The organism is Kitasatospora sp. NPDC005751 (assembly GCF_040630835.1).
Taxonomy (GTDB): Bacteria; Actinomycetota; Actinomycetes; order Streptomycetales; family Streptomycetaceae; genus Kitasatospora.
The window spans coordinates 409,534-425,622 of the sequence record NZ_JBEXYC010000001.1 but is presented as its reverse complement, the minus strand read 5'-3'; the positions used below and the strand labels follow the sequence as shown (position 1 = coordinate 425,622).

Annotated in this window: 14 protein-coding genes; 4 read left to right on the top strand and 10 right to left on the bottom strand. The window is 72.9% G+C overall.

The window, feature by feature from the left end; all coding sequences use genetic code 11:
- Positions 1 to 205 precede the first annotated feature (205 nt).
- The 3 genes from ABZ497_RS01890 (at position 206) to ABZ497_RS01880 (ending at position 4,110) form a co-directional block, all read left to right on the top strand.
- Positions 206 to 1,834, top strand: coding sequence for an MFS transporter (locus tag ABZ497_RS01890; protein ID WP_359802792.1), 1,629 nt, complete (start codon positions 206 to 208; stop codon positions 1,832 to 1,834).
- Between the two features lie 190 nt (positions 1,835 to 2,024).
- Positions 2,025 to 2,657, top strand: coding sequence for a TetR/AcrR family transcriptional regulator (locus ABZ497_RS01885; protein ID WP_359802790.1), 633 nt, complete (start codon positions 2,025 to 2,027; stop codon positions 2,655 to 2,657).
- 262 nt (positions 2,658 to 2,919) lie between these two features.
- The gene (locus ABZ497_RS01880; protein ID WP_359802789.1) at positions 2,920 to 4,110 is read left to right on the top strand and encodes an endonuclease/exonuclease/phosphatase family protein; all 1,191 of its coding nucleotides are present in this window, start codon (positions 2,920 to 2,922) and stop codon (positions 4,108 to 4,110) included.
- Between the two features lie 71 nt (positions 4,111 to 4,181).
- On the opposite strand, the gene ABZ497_RS01875 is transcribed toward ABZ497_RS01880, so the two are convergent.
- Positions 4,182 to 5,936, bottom strand: coding sequence for an NAD+ synthase (locus ABZ497_RS01875; RefSeq protein ID WP_359802787.1), 1,755 nt, complete (start codon positions 5,934 to 5,936; stop codon positions 4,182 to 4,184).
- A gap of 150 nt (positions 5,937 to 6,086) precedes the next feature.
- Between ABZ497_RS01875 and glnA the strand changes: the two genes are divergently transcribed.
- Positions 6,087 to 7,448, top strand: a complete 1,362-nt coding sequence (gene glnA, locus ABZ497_RS01870; protein ID WP_329487371.1) for a type I glutamate--ammonia ligase — start codon at positions 6,087 to 6,089, stop codon at positions 7,446 to 7,448.
- A 76-nt stretch (positions 7,449 to 7,524) separates the two neighbouring features.
- Here glnA and ABZ497_RS01865 read toward each other — a convergent pair whose 3' ends face one another.
- The 9 genes from ABZ497_RS01865 to ABZ497_RS01825 form a co-directional block, all read right to left on the bottom strand.
- Positions 7,525 to 8,802 carry a tyrosine-type recombinase/integrase gene (locus ABZ497_RS01865; protein ID WP_359802785.1) on the bottom strand — a complete coding sequence of 426 codons (1,278 nt, stop codon included), beginning with the start codon at positions 8,800 to 8,802 and terminating at the stop codon, positions 7,525 to 7,527.
- A gap of 3 nt (positions 8,803 to 8,805) precedes the next feature.
- Complete coding sequence (locus ABZ497_RS01860; RefSeq protein WP_359802783.1) at positions 8,806 to 9,048, bottom strand: helix-turn-helix domain-containing protein; 243 nt, start codon at positions 9,046 to 9,048, stop codon at positions 8,806 to 8,808.
- Between the two features lie 257 nt (positions 9,049 to 9,305).
- Positions 9,306 to 11,300 (bottom strand): DUF3987 domain-containing protein, encoded by a 1,995-nt coding sequence (locus tag ABZ497_RS01855; protein ID WP_359802781.1) that lies wholly within the window; start codon positions 11,298 to 11,300, stop codon positions 9,306 to 9,308.
- A gap of 75 nt (positions 11,301 to 11,375) precedes the next feature.
- A complete protein-coding gene (locus ABZ497_RS01850) occupies positions 11,376 to 11,729 on the bottom strand; it encodes a hypothetical protein (protein WP_359802779.1) in 354 nt (117 codons plus the stop codon).
- Complete coding sequence (locus ABZ497_RS01845; RefSeq protein ID WP_359802778.1) at positions 11,726 to 12,319, bottom strand: hypothetical protein; 594 nt, start codon at positions 12,317 to 12,319, stop codon at positions 11,726 to 11,728. Before ABZ497_RS01845 ends, ABZ497_RS01850 begins: the two co-directional genes overlap by 4 nt.
- A 187-nt stretch (positions 12,320 to 12,506) precedes the next feature.
- A complete protein-coding gene (locus ABZ497_RS01840; protein ID WP_359802777.1) occupies positions 12,507 to 12,779 on the bottom strand; it encodes a hypothetical protein in 273 nt (90 codons plus the stop codon).
- A gap of 17 nt (positions 12,780 to 12,796) precedes the next feature.
- Complete coding sequence (locus ABZ497_RS01835) at positions 12,797 to 13,246, bottom strand: hypothetical protein (protein ID WP_359802775.1); 450 nt, start codon at positions 13,244 to 13,246, stop codon at positions 12,797 to 12,799.
- A 99-nt stretch (positions 13,247 to 13,345) separates the two neighbouring features.
- Positions 13,346 to 13,534, bottom strand: coding sequence for a hypothetical protein (locus tag ABZ497_RS01830; protein WP_359802773.1), 189 nt, complete (start codon positions 13,532 to 13,534; stop codon positions 13,346 to 13,348).
- A gap of 243 nt (positions 13,535 to 13,777) precedes the next feature.
- Positions 13,778 to 16,051 carry a hypothetical protein gene (locus ABZ497_RS01825; protein ID WP_359802771.1) on the bottom strand — a complete coding sequence of 758 codons (2,274 nt, stop codon included), beginning with the start codon at positions 16,049 to 16,051 and terminating at the stop codon, positions 13,778 to 13,780.
- Positions 16,052 to 16,089 lie beyond the last annotated feature (38 nt).

Sequence of the window (16,089 nt, the reverse complement as noted above, 5' to 3'; positions counted from 1 at the left end):
CCGGTGCGGCACCCGGCCCGGCCGACCGACGCGGCCGGCCCGGTGCGGCTCGCCGCGCCGGCCCGGCGCCGAGCCTTTGCCCGAGCTTTACGAAACGGATTCGTCTCGTATCGAAAGTCGCGCTAGGGTGATCGCGGGGGTTACGAGACGCACACGACTCGCAAATGCCCGCCAGTGACACGCCACCACGGACGGGAAGACCGCAATGACCACCGCAGCCGCGCCACCTCGGGTGCCGGAAGCCATCCACCGCCGACGCTGGGCGATCCTGTGCACCCTGGTGCTCGCCCTCCTCGTCGTCGTCCTCGACAACTCGATCCTGAACGTCGCGATGAAGACCATCGCGTCACCCGCGCCCACCGGGCTCGGCGCCAGCCAGAGCGACCTGGAATGGTCGATCAACTCGTACACCCTGGTCTTCGCCGGGCTGCTGTTCACGGCGGGCCTGCTCGGTGACCGGTTCGGCCGCAAGCGCGCCCTGCTGGCCGGCATGGTGGTCTTCGGGATCGCCTCGCTGCTCTCCGCGATGGCCGCCTCGCCGGGTGAACTCATCGGCTACCGCGCGCTGATGGGGGTCGGCGGCGCGCTGGCGATGCCCGCCACGCTCGCCATCATCATGAACGTCTTCGAGCGCGCCGAGCAGCCCAAGGCGATCGGCATCTGGGCCGGCGCGGTCGGCCTGGCCATCGCGATCGGCCCGATCACCGGCGGCCTGCTGATCGAGCACTTCTGGTGGGGCTCGGTCTTCCTGATCAACGTCCCGATCGTGGTGGTCGCCGTGATCGCGATGGTGCTGCTGGTGCCCGAGTCCAAGGACCCGAACCCGGGCCGGCTCGACCCGATCGGCGTGCTGCTCTCGATCATCGGCCTGGTCGCGCTGATCTTCGGCATCATCAAGGGCGGCGAGCTGGCCGACTTCACCTCCCCGGAGGCCTGGGGGCCGGTGCTGGTCGGCGTGGTCGCGCTGGTCGCCTTCGTCTGGTTCGAGCGCCGCACCGCGTACCCCGCGCTGGACATCAGCTGGTTCCGCAACAAGGTGTTCAGCGCCTCCGTGGTCGTCGTCGGCGTGGTCTTCTTCGCGCTGATGGGCGTCTCCTTCTTCGGCGTCTTCTACACCCAGAGCGTGCGCGGCTACAGCGCCCTGCAGGCCGGCATGCTGATGCTGCCGCTGGCCGCCGCCCAGCTGCTGTTCGCGCCGCGGGCCCGGCTGGTGGTGGACCGCTTCGGCGTCCGCGCCACCTGCGCCGGCGGCATGGCCCTGATCGCGATCGGCTTCCTCGGCTACCTGCTGCTCGACGTCGACACGCCGATCTGGGTGCTGGTGGTCCTCGGCCTGCTGATGGGCAGCGGCATGGCGCACGTGATGCCGCCGGTCACCGTCGCGATCATGGGCTCGCTGCCGCGCGAGAAGGCCGGTGCCGGTTCGGCGATCAACAACACCTTCCGCCAGGTCGGCGGCTCGCTCGGGGTGGCCGTGCTCGGCGCGGTGCTCTCCACCGTCTACCGCAACGGGATGTCCGACCAGCTGGACAAGCTGCCGGCCGGCGCGCTGCGGGAGAAGGCCGGTGAGTCCCTGGAGGCCACCATGGCCGTGGCCGGCCGGCTCGGGCCGCAGGGCGCCGAGCTGATCGGCCCGGCGAACGCCTCCTTCATCGACGCCATGCACGTGGTGGCCGGCCTCTCGGCCGGAGTCACCGCGATCGGCGCACTGCTCGCCTGGTTCCTGCTCCCCGGCCGGATCACGGCGGGCGGCCCCGGCGGCGCGCCGGGGGGCGCACCCGCCCCGGCGAAGGCGGCCGGCCCCGTGCGGGAGACCGAAGCGGCCGACGCCTGACCGGCCGCGGCCGGCCGGACCCCGGCTGAGCTGCGGCCGAGCTGAGCGAGAATGGGCCCCTGGCCGCCCGGACCCGTCCGGGCGGCCGGGGCCATGTGCGTACGGCGGCTTCCACCGGGCCGGAGTGCGGACGACAATCGGTACTGGAACGGCGCCGCGCGCCCGCGACCATCGAGGGAGACCAGCGGGGATGAAGACGGACACCACGGTCGCGCCGGACTGCACGAGCCCGCGGCGGGGCCGCCCGCGCAGCGAGGCGGCCGAGCAGGCCATTTTCACCGCCGTCGAGGAGCTCATGGCGGCCGGCAGCAGTCTGGCTGAGCTGACCATCGAGGGCATCGCCACCGCCGCCGGCGTCGGCAAGGCCACCATCTACCGGCGCTGGCCCAACAAGGAGGCCCTGCTGGTCGACATGGTCAGCCGGCTGGAGGCGCCCGTCCCGGAGAGCACCGGCGGCGCCGTCCGGGACGACCTGATCGCGATGGTCGAGTACATGCGCATCCGCGGCCTCGCCAAGCGCTCCCGCTGGGTGCTCAAGGCCGCGCTCAGCCAGATGCACAGCTGGCCCGAGCTGCACGCGGCCTACCGGGAACGGGTGATCGGGCCGCGCCGGGCGATGGCGCGCGACCTGATCCGCCGGGGCGTCGCCGAGGGCGTGCTCCGGGGCGACCTCGGCGAGGAACTCCTCGCCGACCTGCTGATCGGTCCGATCCTCACCCGCAGCATCCTGTGGGAGGAGTCCGACCTCGACGATCCCGAGCTCGCCACCACGATGATCGACGCGCTGCTCCAGGGCCTGGCCGGCCCGGCCGCCCGCGACTGACCCGTCCCGCCCCGCCCCGCCGCGCTCCGTCGCGACCGGCCTGCCGCGACCGACCTGCCCGGGGGCCTCCGTGCGGCTCCCCGGCGTGGCCTGGCTCACCAAACCGGGCCACGCCGGAACCCGCTCCCCGGAGCCCGCGTCTGTCCCGGCATAGGCTGAGCCGGGAATCCGATCAAACCGGCACCAGTCCGGCACCGTGCCCGCCCTCCGGCGGGGTCGCGCGTCGGACCGGCAGACGGCACGAACGAACGGGAGCCACGGGATGGCGCAGGCGGACTGGACGGACCGGACGGCACCGGCGGCGGGAGGCGGGGCCCCGGCCACCGTCGGGAGCACCGGCACCGGCACCGGCACCGGCCCGGACGGCGCCGGTAGCCCCGATGGCGCCGGTGACCTCGGCGGCCCCGGCCCCGGCCCCGGCCTCGGGGGTCCCGGGCCCGGTGGTCCGGGGGGTGCCGGCCGGTCCGGTTCCGGCGCCGGGTTCCTCGGCCTGCGCGGCTGGGGCCGGGACGCCCGGGGCAGCAACCCCTGGCGGCGCGGCCTGCTCCTCGCCGCCCTCGCCCTGCTCGCCGCCGCCCTGCTGGCCTTCCACGCCGAGGTGCCCAACACCGTCGGCAATCTCGGCAGCCTGCTGGAGACCTTCCTGCCCTGGGTCGGCCTGGCCGTACCCGTCCTGCTGGTGCCGGCCCTGCTGCGCCGCTCCGCCACCGCGCTGATCGCGCTGCTGCTGCCGGTGGTGATCTGGTTCAACATGTTCGGCGGGCTGCTCAGCGACAAGAGCGGCGGCGCCGGGGACTGGACGGTGGTCAGCCACAACGTGGCCGCCGCCAACACCGATCCGCAGCGCACGGTGCAGCTGCTCAAGGACTCGGGCGCCCAGATCGTCGCGCTCCAGGAGCTGGCCGGCCGGCCGCTGCGCGCCTACGAGACCGGGCTGGCCGACAGCTACCCGTACCACGCGGTGGAGGGCACGGTCGGGCTCTGGTCGAAGTACCCGATCAGCGGCGTCTCGGTGGTGGACATCAAGATGGGCTGGACCAGGGCCTTCCGCGCCCAGGTCGGCACCCCGCAGGGCCCGGTCGCGGTGTACGTCGCGCACCTGCCGTCCGTCCGGCTGAAGGCCGAGGGCGGCTTCACCGTCAACCAGCGGGACGCCAGTGCCCAGGCCCTGGGTGACGCGATCGAGGCCGAGTCGCTGAAGAAGGTGCTGTTGCTCGGTGACCTCAACGGCACCATGAACGACCGCAGCCTGGCGCCGGTCACCTCGCAGATGCGCTCGGCCCAGGGCGCGGCCGGTGACGGCTTCGGCTTCAGCTGGCCGGCGTCCTTCCCGATGGCCCGGATCGACCAGATCATGAGCAAGGGCGGTCTGAAGCCCACCGACTCCCGCACCCTGGGCCACGACGGCAGCGACCACCTCGCGATCGCGGCCACCTACCGCTACCAGGGGTGACCACCGGCGGCCGGGACCGGAGCTGATCGCCGGCCGGCCGGTGATCAGCCCCGGCGCCGGCCGGCCGGTGATCAGCCCCGGCGCCAGCGGTTGGTGATCGGCAGCCGGCGGTCCCGGCCGAAGCCCTTGGCGGAGATCTTCGGGCCCGGCGGGTACTGCCGGCGCTTGTACTCGGCGGTGTCGACCAGCCGCACCACCCGGTCGACCACCGCCGGGTCGAAGCCCGCCGCCACGATCGAGTCCCGGCCCTCGTCGCCCTCGATGTAGCGGCTGAGCACGGTGTCCAGCAGGTCGTAGTCGGGCAGCGAGTCGGTGTCCACCTGGTCCGGCCGCAGCTCGGCGGACGGCGGCTTGTCGATGGTGTGCTCCGGGATCGGCGCCGGTTCGCCGCGCCGCGCGGCCTCCTCGTTGCGCCAGCGGGCGAGCCGGAGGACCAGCGACTTGTAGACGTCCTTGATCGGACCGAACGCGCCGACCGAGTCGCCGTACAGCGTGGAGTAGCCGACCGCCAGCTCGCTCTTGTTGCCCGGCGCGAGCACCAAGTGGCCCTCCTGGTTGGAGATCGCCATCAGCAGCGTGCCGCGCAGTCGGGACTGCAGGTTCTCCTCGGCCAGGCCGGTCAGCTCGGTGGCCGCCAGGTAGGCGTCGACCATCGGGGCGATCGACACCGTCCGCAAGTGCAGCCCGGTCCGGCGGGCCAGCTCGGCGGCGTCGTCCCGGGAGTGCTGGGAGGAGTACCGGCTCGGCATCGAGACGCAGTGCACGTTCCCGGCCCCCAGCGCGTCCACCGCGATGGCCGCCACCAGCGCGGAGTCGATGCCACCGGAGAGGCCGAGCAGCACCGAGCGGAAGCCGTTCTTGCGCACGTACGCCTCGGTGCCGGAGACCAGCGCGGCCCAGATCTCGGCCTCGTCCGAGATCCTGGGCGCCACCTCGGCCCGGAGCGGCGCGGCGGGCGCGGGCAGCGGCTCGCCGCCCAGTTCGCGGCGGACCAGGTGCAGGCCGTCGGTGAGCAGCAGCCCGTCGGTGTGGTCGCTGCTCGCGGCCGGCAGGTCGAGGTCGAGGACGAGCAGGTGCTCCGCGAACTGCGGCGAGCGGCCCAGCACCCCGCCGTCCGCGCCGACCACGATCGAGTCGCCGTCGAAGACCAGCTCGTCCTGGCCGCCGACCATGTTGACGTAGGCCAGCGCGCAGCCCGCCTCGGCGGCGCGCCGCCGGACCAGTTCCAGCCGGGCGTCGTCCTTGTTCCGCTCGTAGGGCGAGCCGTTGAGCACCAGCAGCAGGCCGGCCCCGGCCTCGCGGGCGGCGCTCACCCGGCCGCCGTCCTGCCAGATGTCCTCGCAGATCGCGAGCGCCACGTCCACCCCGTGCAGCCGCAGCACCGGCAGCTGGTCGCCGGGGACGAACCAGCGGTACTCGTCGAACACCCCGTAGTTGGGCAGGTGGTGCTTGGCGAACCGGGTGACCACCCCGCCGCGGTGCAGCACCGCGGCGCAGTTCTGCGGCGACCCGGCCGGGCGGCCGAACCGCGGCGAGGCCTGGTCGGACCGGCCCAGGTAGCCGACCACGACCGGCACGTCGCCCAGCCCCTCGCCGGCCAGCCGCGCGGCCAGGGCGACCAGCGCGGACCGGGAGGCCTCGACGAAGGAGCGGCGCAGGGCGAGGTCCTCCACCGGGTACCCGGTCAGGGCCATCTCGGGGAAGGCGATCAGCCGGGCACCGGCCTCGACGGCCTGGGCCGTCCGGCGTACCACCTCGTCCGCGTTGCGGTCGAGATCACCGACCCAGGGGTCGGTCTGGCACAGGGCGAGACGGAGATGGGGCATGCCGCGAGTCTAATCGTCGATCTGACGCGATGTCGCGTCCGAGGGTTGCCACTGCCCTCGGCGGCCGCGATCCGCCATGATGGGGACAGTCGCTTTCGGGTGGTTTCCGGGCGTAACACGAACGTAAAGAGCAGAGGTGAGACTGTCCCCATGGGCAAGCAGCAGGAGTTCGTGCTCCGGACGCTCGAAGAGCGTGACATCCGTTTCGTCCGACTGTGGTTCACCGACGTGCTCGGGTTCCTGAAGTCGGTCGCGGTGGCGCCGGCGGAGTTGGAGCAGGCCTTCGAGGAGGGCATCGGCTTCGACGGGTCGGCGATCGAGGGCTTCGCCCGCGTCTACGAGTCCGACATGATCGCCAAGCCGGACCCGACCACCTTCCAGATCCTGCCCTGGCGCTCGGAGACGCCCGGGACGGCCCGGATGTTCTGCGACATCCTGATGCCGGACGGCTCCCCGTCCTTCGCCGACCCGCGGTTCGTGCTCAAGCGCACCCTGGAGAAGGCCTCCGAGCTCGGGTTCACCTTCTACACCCACCCCGAGATCGAGTTCTTCCTGCTGAAGAACCTGCCCGGCGACGGCACCGCGCCGATCCCCGCCGACCAGTCCGGCTACTTCGACCACACCCCGCGCGGGGTGGGGCACGACTTCCGCCGCCAGGCGATCACGATGCTGGAGTCGATGGGCATCTCGGTGGAGTTCTCCCACCACGAGGGCGCGCCCGGGCAGCAGGAGATCGACCTGCGCTACGCCGACGCGCTCTCCACCGCCGACAACATCATGACCTTCCGTCTGGTCATGAAGGAGGTCGCGCTGGAGCAGGGCGTGCACGCCAGCTTCATGCCGAAGCCGTTCTCCGACCACCCCGGCTCGGGGATGCACACCCACCTCTCGCTCTTCGAGGGGGACCGCAACGCGTTCCACGAGTCCGGCGCGGAGTACCAGCTCTCCAAGGTCGGCCGCTCCTTCATCGCCGGACTGCTCAAGTACGCCGCCGAGACGGCCGCCGTCACCAACCAGTGGGTCAACTCCTACAAGCGGATCTGGGGCGGCTCGCAGCGCACCGCGGGCGCCGGCGGCGAGGCGCCGTCGTACATCTGCTGGGGCCACAACAACCGCTCGGCCCTGATCCGTGTCCCGATGTACAAGCCCGGCAAACAGGGTTCCACCCGGATCGAGGTCCGCTCGCTGGACACCGGCTGCAACCCCTACCTCGCCTACGCCGTCACCCTCGCGGCCGGCCTGAAGGGCATCGAGGAGGGCCTCGAACTCCCGCCCGGCGCGGACGACGACGTCTGGGCGCTCACCGACGCGGAGCGCCGCGCCCTCGGCATCCAGCCGATGCCGCAGAACCTCGGCGAGGCCATCGACCTGATGCAGCGCAGCGAGCTGGTCGCCGAGACCCTCGGCGAGCACGTGTTCGACTTCTTCCTCCGCAACAAGCGCCAGGAGTGGGAGGAGTACCGCTCCGAGGTCACCCCCTTCGAGCTGCGCAAGAACCTCCAGGTGCTGTAACGGCAGGTCAGAGCACTTCCCAGGGCGGGTGAGGGCCCCGGGCCGGCGGTAGTCAACCGCCGACCCGGGACGCGCTTCACTCGCCCTGGGCCGTCTGGGGGCCGTCAGCCGTCGGATCGGTGGTCCACCCGAGGGCTTCGTAGAGCTTGTCGACGGCCCGGCGAGTGCGGCCGTCGCTGCTCGGCATCAGGTGCGTGTAGACCCGGAGCGTGAACCCGGGGTCGCTGTGCCCGAGGTACCCGCTCAACGCCTTCACGCTCTCGCCGGCGTCCAGCAGGACCGAAGCGTAGAAGTGCCGCAGGGCGTGCATGCCGTCCTCGCGGGACGCCTGGTGCCGCTTGCCCTTCTCTGGAGGCGGGAGGACGCCGGCCGCGACGAGAGCGGGCTTCCACGCGTAGGTGTTGAAGTCGCTCCGCCGGACGGGCCCGCCTTCCGCTCGGGTGAACAGCAGTCGCTTGGTGACCGGCGCGCCGTCCGGGGTGAGCCACGGCAGCGTGACCTCCTTGGGCGGAAACTCCTCCATGTGCGCCCTGAAGATGTGGGAGACCTGCTCCGGGAGCGGAACGTCCCGGACCTTCCCACGCTTGGGAGGCGCGAACACCAGGCGGCCCCCGATGACCTTGATCTGATATCCGACGTGCAACCACCCGGTGTCGAACCCGATCTCGTCCACCGGTAGTCCGAAGATCTCACCCTGCCTCAGGCCGCACCCACCGCCGGCGTCCATCATGGGCCGGTAGTGCTCCGGGAGGCCCGATCGGACGGCGGCCACTCGATCGGCCGGCCACGGTCGCACCCGTCCCGGAGCCCGACTGGGCGCCACGACCGAGCGGGAGCGGCACGGGTTCGTGGTCCGAAGCTGGTCCTCCACGGCCGCGGTGAAGACGCCGGAGACGTTCCCGAAGATGACGCGGCGGTACGACGACGCCGGGACTGCCTTCTCCAATTCCGCCAGCCACTCGCGGATGTGCGTGGGCAGGAACGAGTCCATCGGGCGCGAGCCCAGGTAGGGGATGGCGTGCCGCCGGATCTGCGCATCCACCGAGGCCCGGGTGTTGAGATCGGTGTGCTGGGAGGCCAGCCACTTCTCCGCGTACTGCTTGAAGGTGACCCGTGCTGCCTTCGGGTCGGTGTACTGGCCGCGCGACATGTCGGCCTCGATCCGGGCCAGCCACTCGTCCGCCAGCCTCTTCTGACGGTCGGGGAAGGACTTGCTCTTCTCGGTCCCGTCCGGCCCGACGTAGCGAGCCCGGTAGCGCATGCCGCTGCCGTACCGGTCGCTGCGGATCCGGCGGGTCTTGCCGTCGGGCCCGACCTCGGTCTTGTACCAGCGGTCTTGGATGTGTCCTGCCATGGGTCAGGCCGCCTCTCGGCTCTGGTCCGCCACCCATTGGGCGACGGCGTCGGGGTGGTAGCGCACGTGCCGGCCGACTCGGAAGCCGGGCGGGCCGGTGCGCTTGCGGCGCCACTGGTAGACGGTCTCCAGTGGCACCTGGAAGATCCGGGCGATGTCCTCGGGTTCGAGGTAGCTGTTCGGCAGCGGCAGGACGTCGCCGCTGGTGTTCGATTCCGAGTGCTTGGAGAGGTGCTGCCTGGGCATGGCGATGTCTCCCGCGGCGGGTGCGGACGGTGGTTGCGGAGTGTTACGGGGCCCTCGCGTGGACGGAGGCGGAGGGCGGAAAGTGTCAGGGATGTCAGGGGAAATCGCTGACCTGCGGGTTTGGCTCCTTGCAGGGCGTCAGGGATTGTCAGGGATGTCAGGGGAAAGGCGAGATTCCCTGACATCCCTGACAATCCCTGACGCGCGGGCAGGGCTCGTTTTGGCTGGTCAGGGATTTGCCCTGACATCCCTGACGGTTACGGGGCTTCCGCCCTGTCCGTGTGGGTGCTCACGGCGGGGTGGACACGGTAGGTAGCGGCCGGTTGGCGGCCTCGCTGGCCGGTGGCGGGGGGCTGGTCGGTGCGGAGCCAGCCGTGCTGTTCGAGGAGGGTGAGGGCGGGTTCGACGTCGGCGACCTTCTTGAAGCGGCGGCTGCTGGCGACGGCGTCGTGGGCCTTGATGTGAGTGCGGTGGGTGCCGTCGTTCCTCGGCCGGCGGAGCCACTGGAGGAGGGCGTGGGCGTCGTCGGTGGCGGGGTCGGCGGCGATGAGGTCGAACACGGCGAGGGTGTGTGCGGTGTAGTACTCGGCGATCTCGGCGGCGCGTTCGACGGTGGCAGCCTGGACGGGTGCGCGCCAGTCGCCGTTGACGTGGTCGGCGAGGTGGAGCAGGGTGGCGATGCGGGCGATGTGGCCGACGAGCTTGCCGGCCCAGTCCTTGATGTGGGCGAGCGGCTCGTCCGGGCGGAGCTGGAGTTCGAGCTTCTCCTGGAGCTTCTCGACGGCGAGGTCGGCGGCCTCGGCCATCGTCACGGTGACCGGCTCGTCCAGCACGGTGAGGGCGTGCAGCAGCGCGGTGAGGCGCAGGTCGTAGGCGGTGGCGACCGGGGCAGGGACCGGGGTGGTGCGGATCTTGCGGTAGCCGAGGTTCGAGGGCGGCAGGGAGTAGAGGAAGCGGGCGAGCAGGCCGCGGTCCCGGGCCCCGGGGGCCGAGCCGAGTTCCTGGAGGACTGCGGGCTGCGGGGTGACCCCGATGGTCAGCGCGGGCTTGTCGACGGTGGGCTGCTCGCGGCCGGTGCGGTCGGCCTGGAGGCGCTCGCCCTTGTGGGCCTGGAGGAACACGCCGAGGTTGGGCTTGCTGCTGTAGCGGCCGGCGATGCTGTCGAACAGGTCGCCCTCCGGGCTCAGCGCGGCCAGGCAGCGGTGCACGGCGAGCTGGTAGGTGACGGCCTCGGGGGTGATGTCCCCGGAGAGGGTGAGGCGGGGGGTGGGCGGGACGTGGATGTCGTCGGCGAGCATCCGGGCGCCGGAGATCTCGGCGACCAGCTGCGCGCGGTCGAGGTCGGGATTCTTGCGGGCCTTGGCCATGAGCGCCTCGACCTCGGCGAGGGCGGTCTCCTTGGCGGTCTCGGCCTCGATGATCCGGGCCCGGGCTTCGGTCTTCAGCTCGTCCTCGACCCGGTAGACGGGTGCGGTCATGAGCGCGAACACGTCGGACTTGCGGCTGGCCGGGGGCATCGCACAGACGAGGTAGAGGTTGGACTGCTCGCGCCAGCCGGGCCGGATCTCCACGCCGACCCGGCCGCCGGCGGCGGTGGAGAGGGCGGCGAGGGCCATGGTGGCGGCCATGTCGGGCGGGGTCTGGGTGAACTCCGCGACGGCGTCGACGTAGGCGCCGACCCAGTTGGGGAGGGCGTGGACGGGGAAGCCGGGCAGGGTGCCGTGGGAGCCGAGCGGGACGGGGTCGGGCCAGGTGTCGCCGGAGGCGAGGTCGGTGAGGGCGGCGAGGGCGGCGGTGCGGACGTCGGCGAGGTCGGTGTGCTCGTCGCCGGCGAGGTGGGCGAGGCGGCTGGTCGCGGCGTTGATCCGGCGGCGTTCGGCGCCGGTCCGGACGAGATCGGCGTAGTAGTCGCCGTTCGCCGCGGTGGGGGTGGCCTCGATGCAGGTGTGGAGGTAGGCGGGGCCGCCGACGCGGTTCAGGTCGCCGCTCGCGCGCAGGACGTCGGTCAGCAGCAGCGGGTCGACGGGGCGGCCGGCGGCGGCCATGCGGGTGATGGTGCGCCAGATGGTCTCGTGGGCAGGGCGGTAGAAGACGCCGGGGTGGCCGAGGAGTTCGGCGAGGGCGGGGATGCGGGCGGGGTCGAGCAGGGCGGAGCCGATGACGGCCTGCTCGGCGGTGACCACCTCGGCGGGCTCGGGGCTGAACGGGATCACGGTGCCGTTGCCGTTCGGGCGGGCGAACTCGGGGCTCATACGGGGCTCCTGTCGGTCGGAGCGGCGCGGCCCGCGCCCGGCGAGACGGGTGCGGGCCGCGCGGAGGGCGGGTGGTCAGAACAGGACGTCCGGCTCGGCGGCCGGGGCGGTGGCCTGCTGGGCCTTACAGGTGGCGGTGCGGGTCGCGTCGTGGCAGCGCTCGCACCAGGCGGCCAGGGCCTGCTTGGGGAGGGCGGCGACGTGGTGCGGGGGCAGCAGCAGGGCGGCCGGTTCGGCGGGGGCGGCGAGCAGGTGCACGCGCCCGCCGCCGTGGTGCTGGCGGTAGCCGTCGTGTTCGCGCGGGCAGCGGCCGCCGTCCTTCGCGTGGGACGTGCCGCAGGTGCCGCGGCACTGGCAGCGGCCGGCAGCAGCGGCCATGACGGCCTGCCACAGACCGGCCCCGACCAGCGGCGGGGTCCGGCCGGTCACCGGTCGCCGCCGATCAGGTCGGCGACCTCCGGGGCGCCGTGGCGGTTGGCGTAGTCGGCGAGCACGGTGACGGTGTGCTGGGCGTCGCGGAGCAGGCCCGGTCCGGGCCGTGTGCTGGCGGGGGTTGGGAGGAGGACGGCGGGGACCGGGAGCAGAATCGTGGCGGTGACGGCCAGGACCGGCCGGCGGCCGGGGATCGGCTCGGCCAGGGTCGGCCACGGGCCGTCGGCCCAGCGGTCGGCCTCCCAGTCCTGCCAGTGCCCGGGCTCCGGAAGGTGGGCGAGGGCGCGGTGCCGCAGCGGGGCGGTGATGCGCAGGACGATGCCGGCGGGGTCGTCCTCGGCGGTCTCGACCGTCAGGGCGTGCAGGTCGGGGCGGACGCGGACGTAGCCGGGAGCCATGATCGGGGCGGTGGCGATCCGCCACGCGGCGACCGCGAACGCGGCCGGGGTGAGCGGTCGGCCGTCGTCGTTCAGCCGGTGGGCGTGCCGGGTGAGGTAGGCGCCGTAGCGGGAGCGGCCGTCGCTGGCCTGCTCCCGGTCGTGGGTGTCGTCGATGACGGCGAGCGTGTGATGGTCGAACTGGGGCATGCTGGAGTCCTCTGGTCTCTGAGAAGGGACTGGATGGCCCCGCAGCAGTCGGCTCTCTGCCAAGAACTGGCGGCTGGTGCGGGGCTTCGTGCTGTCCGGGAGCGGGTCTGCCGGTCCCCCGCGCAGTCCGGGCCCCGCTGCGGGTTGCGGCGGGGTTCGGGCGGCACGGCCGGTCGGGCAGGCCGGGCTAGAACGGCGGCTCGGTGGAGTAGATGGGCGGGGTCCAGCCGAAGAGGCGGTGGGCGATCCACCGGGGGATGGGGAGCAGACGCCGGGCGCGGCCGGGGTCCCAGCACATGCAGTGCCAGTACTCACTGCCGCCGTACTCGCCGTCGGCGTCGGCGAAGTCCTCGGTCCACTCGCCCTCGCCGTCGCAGTCGGGACACTTCGGGTTGGGGGCGTCGGTCAGCTCGATCGCCGGGTGGGGCCAGGGGTTGAAGCGCAGTCGCATGCGGGCCATGGCGGGGTTCCTCCGGTTCAGCGGTTGCGGTTGGAGACGGTGACGTTGACGTTCACGGCGCCCTGCCCGCCCCGGCTGCCACCGTTGCCTCCGGTGGTCTTGGCGAGGCAGTAGGCGCCGACGCCGAGGGCGGCGAGGCCACCGACGCTGCCGACGGCTGCGGCGACGGCTTGGGCGGCGAAGCCGATGCCGAGTCCGCCCGCGCCGAGGGCGACGCCTCCGGCGACCAGCCGAGCGGGCCACGGGTCCCGCACCGGCCCCGGCACGGGAGAAAGCGCCTGGGGCTGCTGGGGCAGGTAGACCACCGCCGGTGTGGCGTGCTGGGCGGGTATCGGCTGCGGGGCGGGCGGCTGGTAGAGCGCGAGCGGGGCGGTGAGCGGAGTGGGGGCGGCGTAGTAGGGGGTGCCGTCCGGGGCGTAGAACACCGGTGCGGCGAGCGGCGGTTGCTGGCTGGCGATGTGGTCCACGGTGCACTCCCGAGAGGAGGTGGGGCCGAAGGATTTCCCGTCATGGGAGCGGAGCTCCGCCGGTGCGGCCGGAAATCCTTCGGTGCCGGGTGGCTGGTGTCAGTGGCCGGTGATGAATCCGGCGATGGCGGCGAGGAAGGTGTTCACCGGGTCGGCGAGGCCGGTCGAGGCGGTGGTGAAGCCGGACAGCCAGAGGATCGCGGCGGTGCCCGGGCCGACCCGGCGGCCCTTGAGAAGGAGGGCGGCGGCGAGGGCGAGCAGGATGGTGATGCTGACGGTGACGGCCATGGCGGCGTCCTTCCGGTCCTGGTTCGGTGACTGAGCGTCATGAGCGTGTATGGGGCATACAGCGGCCGCCCTGTGCGGCTTCGCGGGGTCGCGGGGTCTTGAAGTGGGGCCGTGTATGGGGCTCGCTGTATGGGCCATACGCCCACACGGGCAGGTCAGGGCCCCATACGGCCTGTATGGGCCATACAGGCCGTATGGGGCTTGTATGGGGCTGCCCGTATGGGGCTGCATGGTCCCCGTCGGTTACTGCCTGTACCGGGCGAGGGCGTCGGCGAGGGTGCTCGCGTAATAGCCGGAGCGGGCTGGGCCGCCGTCGACGCGCAGGGTTCCCTGCCCGGGGCGTTCGACGCCGACGGCGCGAAGGAGTTCGTTCAGGTCGATGCCGAGGGTCTGCGCGTCGACGCCGAGGACGTCGGCGAGGGCGGAGGCATACATACGACCACCGGCGGCGTGGACGGCGGCGTGGGCGCGGACGAGTAGTCCGGGGGCGGGGTCGGTGACGGCCTCGTACACGCTGTTCGCGTCGCCCTCCGGGTCGCCGTCCGGCGCGGGGGCCGGCTCGGAGGGCGGCGGGGGCTTGGGGGTGGTGCGGTTGTAGGAGAGGTTGAGGCCGAGTCCGGTGCTGCGGTCGCGCAGCCGTTCGCGGGCGGGCCGCGGGTCGCCGTCCTGGTTGTAGGAGAGGTTGAGGCCCTGCGGCCGCGGGCGGTCGCTGCCGCCGGTCCCGGTCCCGGTCTGGTCGGTGGTGCCGGTGTCGTCGGTGTGGGCGGGCTTGCCCCAGAGCCAGCCGGCGCGGTCGTGGTCCCAGCGGTGGGCGTAGTCGTCGCCGGCGGCGCGTGCGGACACGGCGTCCAGGGTGGGCCGCAGGTGGTTGGTCGCGAGGACGGCTTCGCGGACCTGGGAGGGGCTGGTCTTCCAGGTCTTGAACGGGGTGGGTGCGAAGCCGTCGGCGCCGCTCGCGCCGATGACGCCGGTGCCCTTAGCGCTGAGTTGGCGGGTGTCGACCTTGGCGCGGGGGAACATCTTGAGGAGGTTGTTCCCGGCGCTCTCGCCGGAGGTGAGGGCGACCCCGACCGGGGAGAACTTGCGGATCTCGGTGTCGCCGAGCGCCGAGACGTTGCCGTCGACGGCGGTGAGGACGAACCGGATGCCCATGGCGCGGGTGGTGCGCATGGCCTTGCGGACGGCTTCGCGCAGGTCCTTCATGACCTGCGGCGCGGTCGGCTTGATCGACAGGAGTTCGGCGCCTTCGTCGACGACCACCATGATCTGCGGCAGGTCGGCGGAGACGGGCAGCAGCGTGGTGTCCTCGCGGTCGAGGAGGTCCTGGTACTGCTGCTGGCGGGCCGCGTTGATCCTCAGCACCGCCTCCATCAGCCGTAGGGCCTCGGCGGGGGTGGAGGCGATCCAGTCGACGCCGGGCCGGGTGCCCTTGGGTGCGCGGGCGGTCCCGGCCTGGGGCGCCTTGAGGCCCTGCGCTTCCAGGTAGGGGCGCATCCATGGGATGCCGACGGCGCCGGCCTTGAGGTCGATGACGAGCGTGATGACGTCCGTGCAGCGGGCGAAGCCGGTCAGCACGCCGTCGACCAGGGTGGACTTGCCGGAGCCGGGCGGGCCGAGCAGCAGCGCGCACGCCTCCCGCAGGTAGACCCTGACGGGGTCGAGATTGGGGAGCATGCCCCACGGGATGCCGGTCATGACGGACAGCGGCGAGTAGTCCGCCGGGTAGTTCTGGGCTTCGGCCATGCCGTTGACGGTCGGGACGTCCAAGACCACCCGGCCCTGGATGTTGCCTTCCTCGACGGCGATGACGCAGCCGAGGGGGAGACGGGCGTCGCCGGCCATGGCGCGGGCCTTCGCCGCGATCTGGTCCCACGTCGCGGTCCCGCCGGGCAGTTCCGCGGCGAGGGAGTAGCCGCCGCCGGTGGTCCAGAACTCGACCGCGAACACCCGCACGTCGACGCCGGCCACGCGGCGGATGCGCTCTTCCCAGTCGCGGGCGATCGCGCGGCGGCGGTGGTCGAGCGCGTCGGCGGCCTTCGCGGCCTGCGGGGAGAGTGCGAGGCGCTCCTCCTCGGCGGCTTCCTCGTGGACGGCGGCGGTGGAGGCCATCGCGCCGATGCCGACGCCGAGTCCGGCGAGGGTCCCGGCGGCCGCCCACGAGAGGGGGCCGGTGTGGATGGCCCACGTGGTCCAGCCGCCGGCGAGCAGCCAGGACGCGGAGCGGGTGGTGACGGACATGGCGGTGAGGCGGCGGCGCACGCTCCAGCCGATGCCGTGGCCGAGCGCGCCGGCCGCGCCGACCGCGAGCGGCAGGGCCTCGGGCATGCCGGTCGCGGCGCCGAGCAGGGCGAGCGCTCCGGCGCCGGTGGCGGCCGAGAGGGCGCCGGTGACCGGGCCGTGCGGCGCGGACCAGTCCAGCGGCACGCCCTTCGCCGGCTGGGGAGCCTTGGGTTGCTTCGGCCGGTCGCGGGTGGGGGTGTCGTTGGGGAGGTTGGTGAGGTTCAGGTTCTCGACCACGGAGGACTCCAGGTGTGGGCCGGGGCGGGCCGCACGGT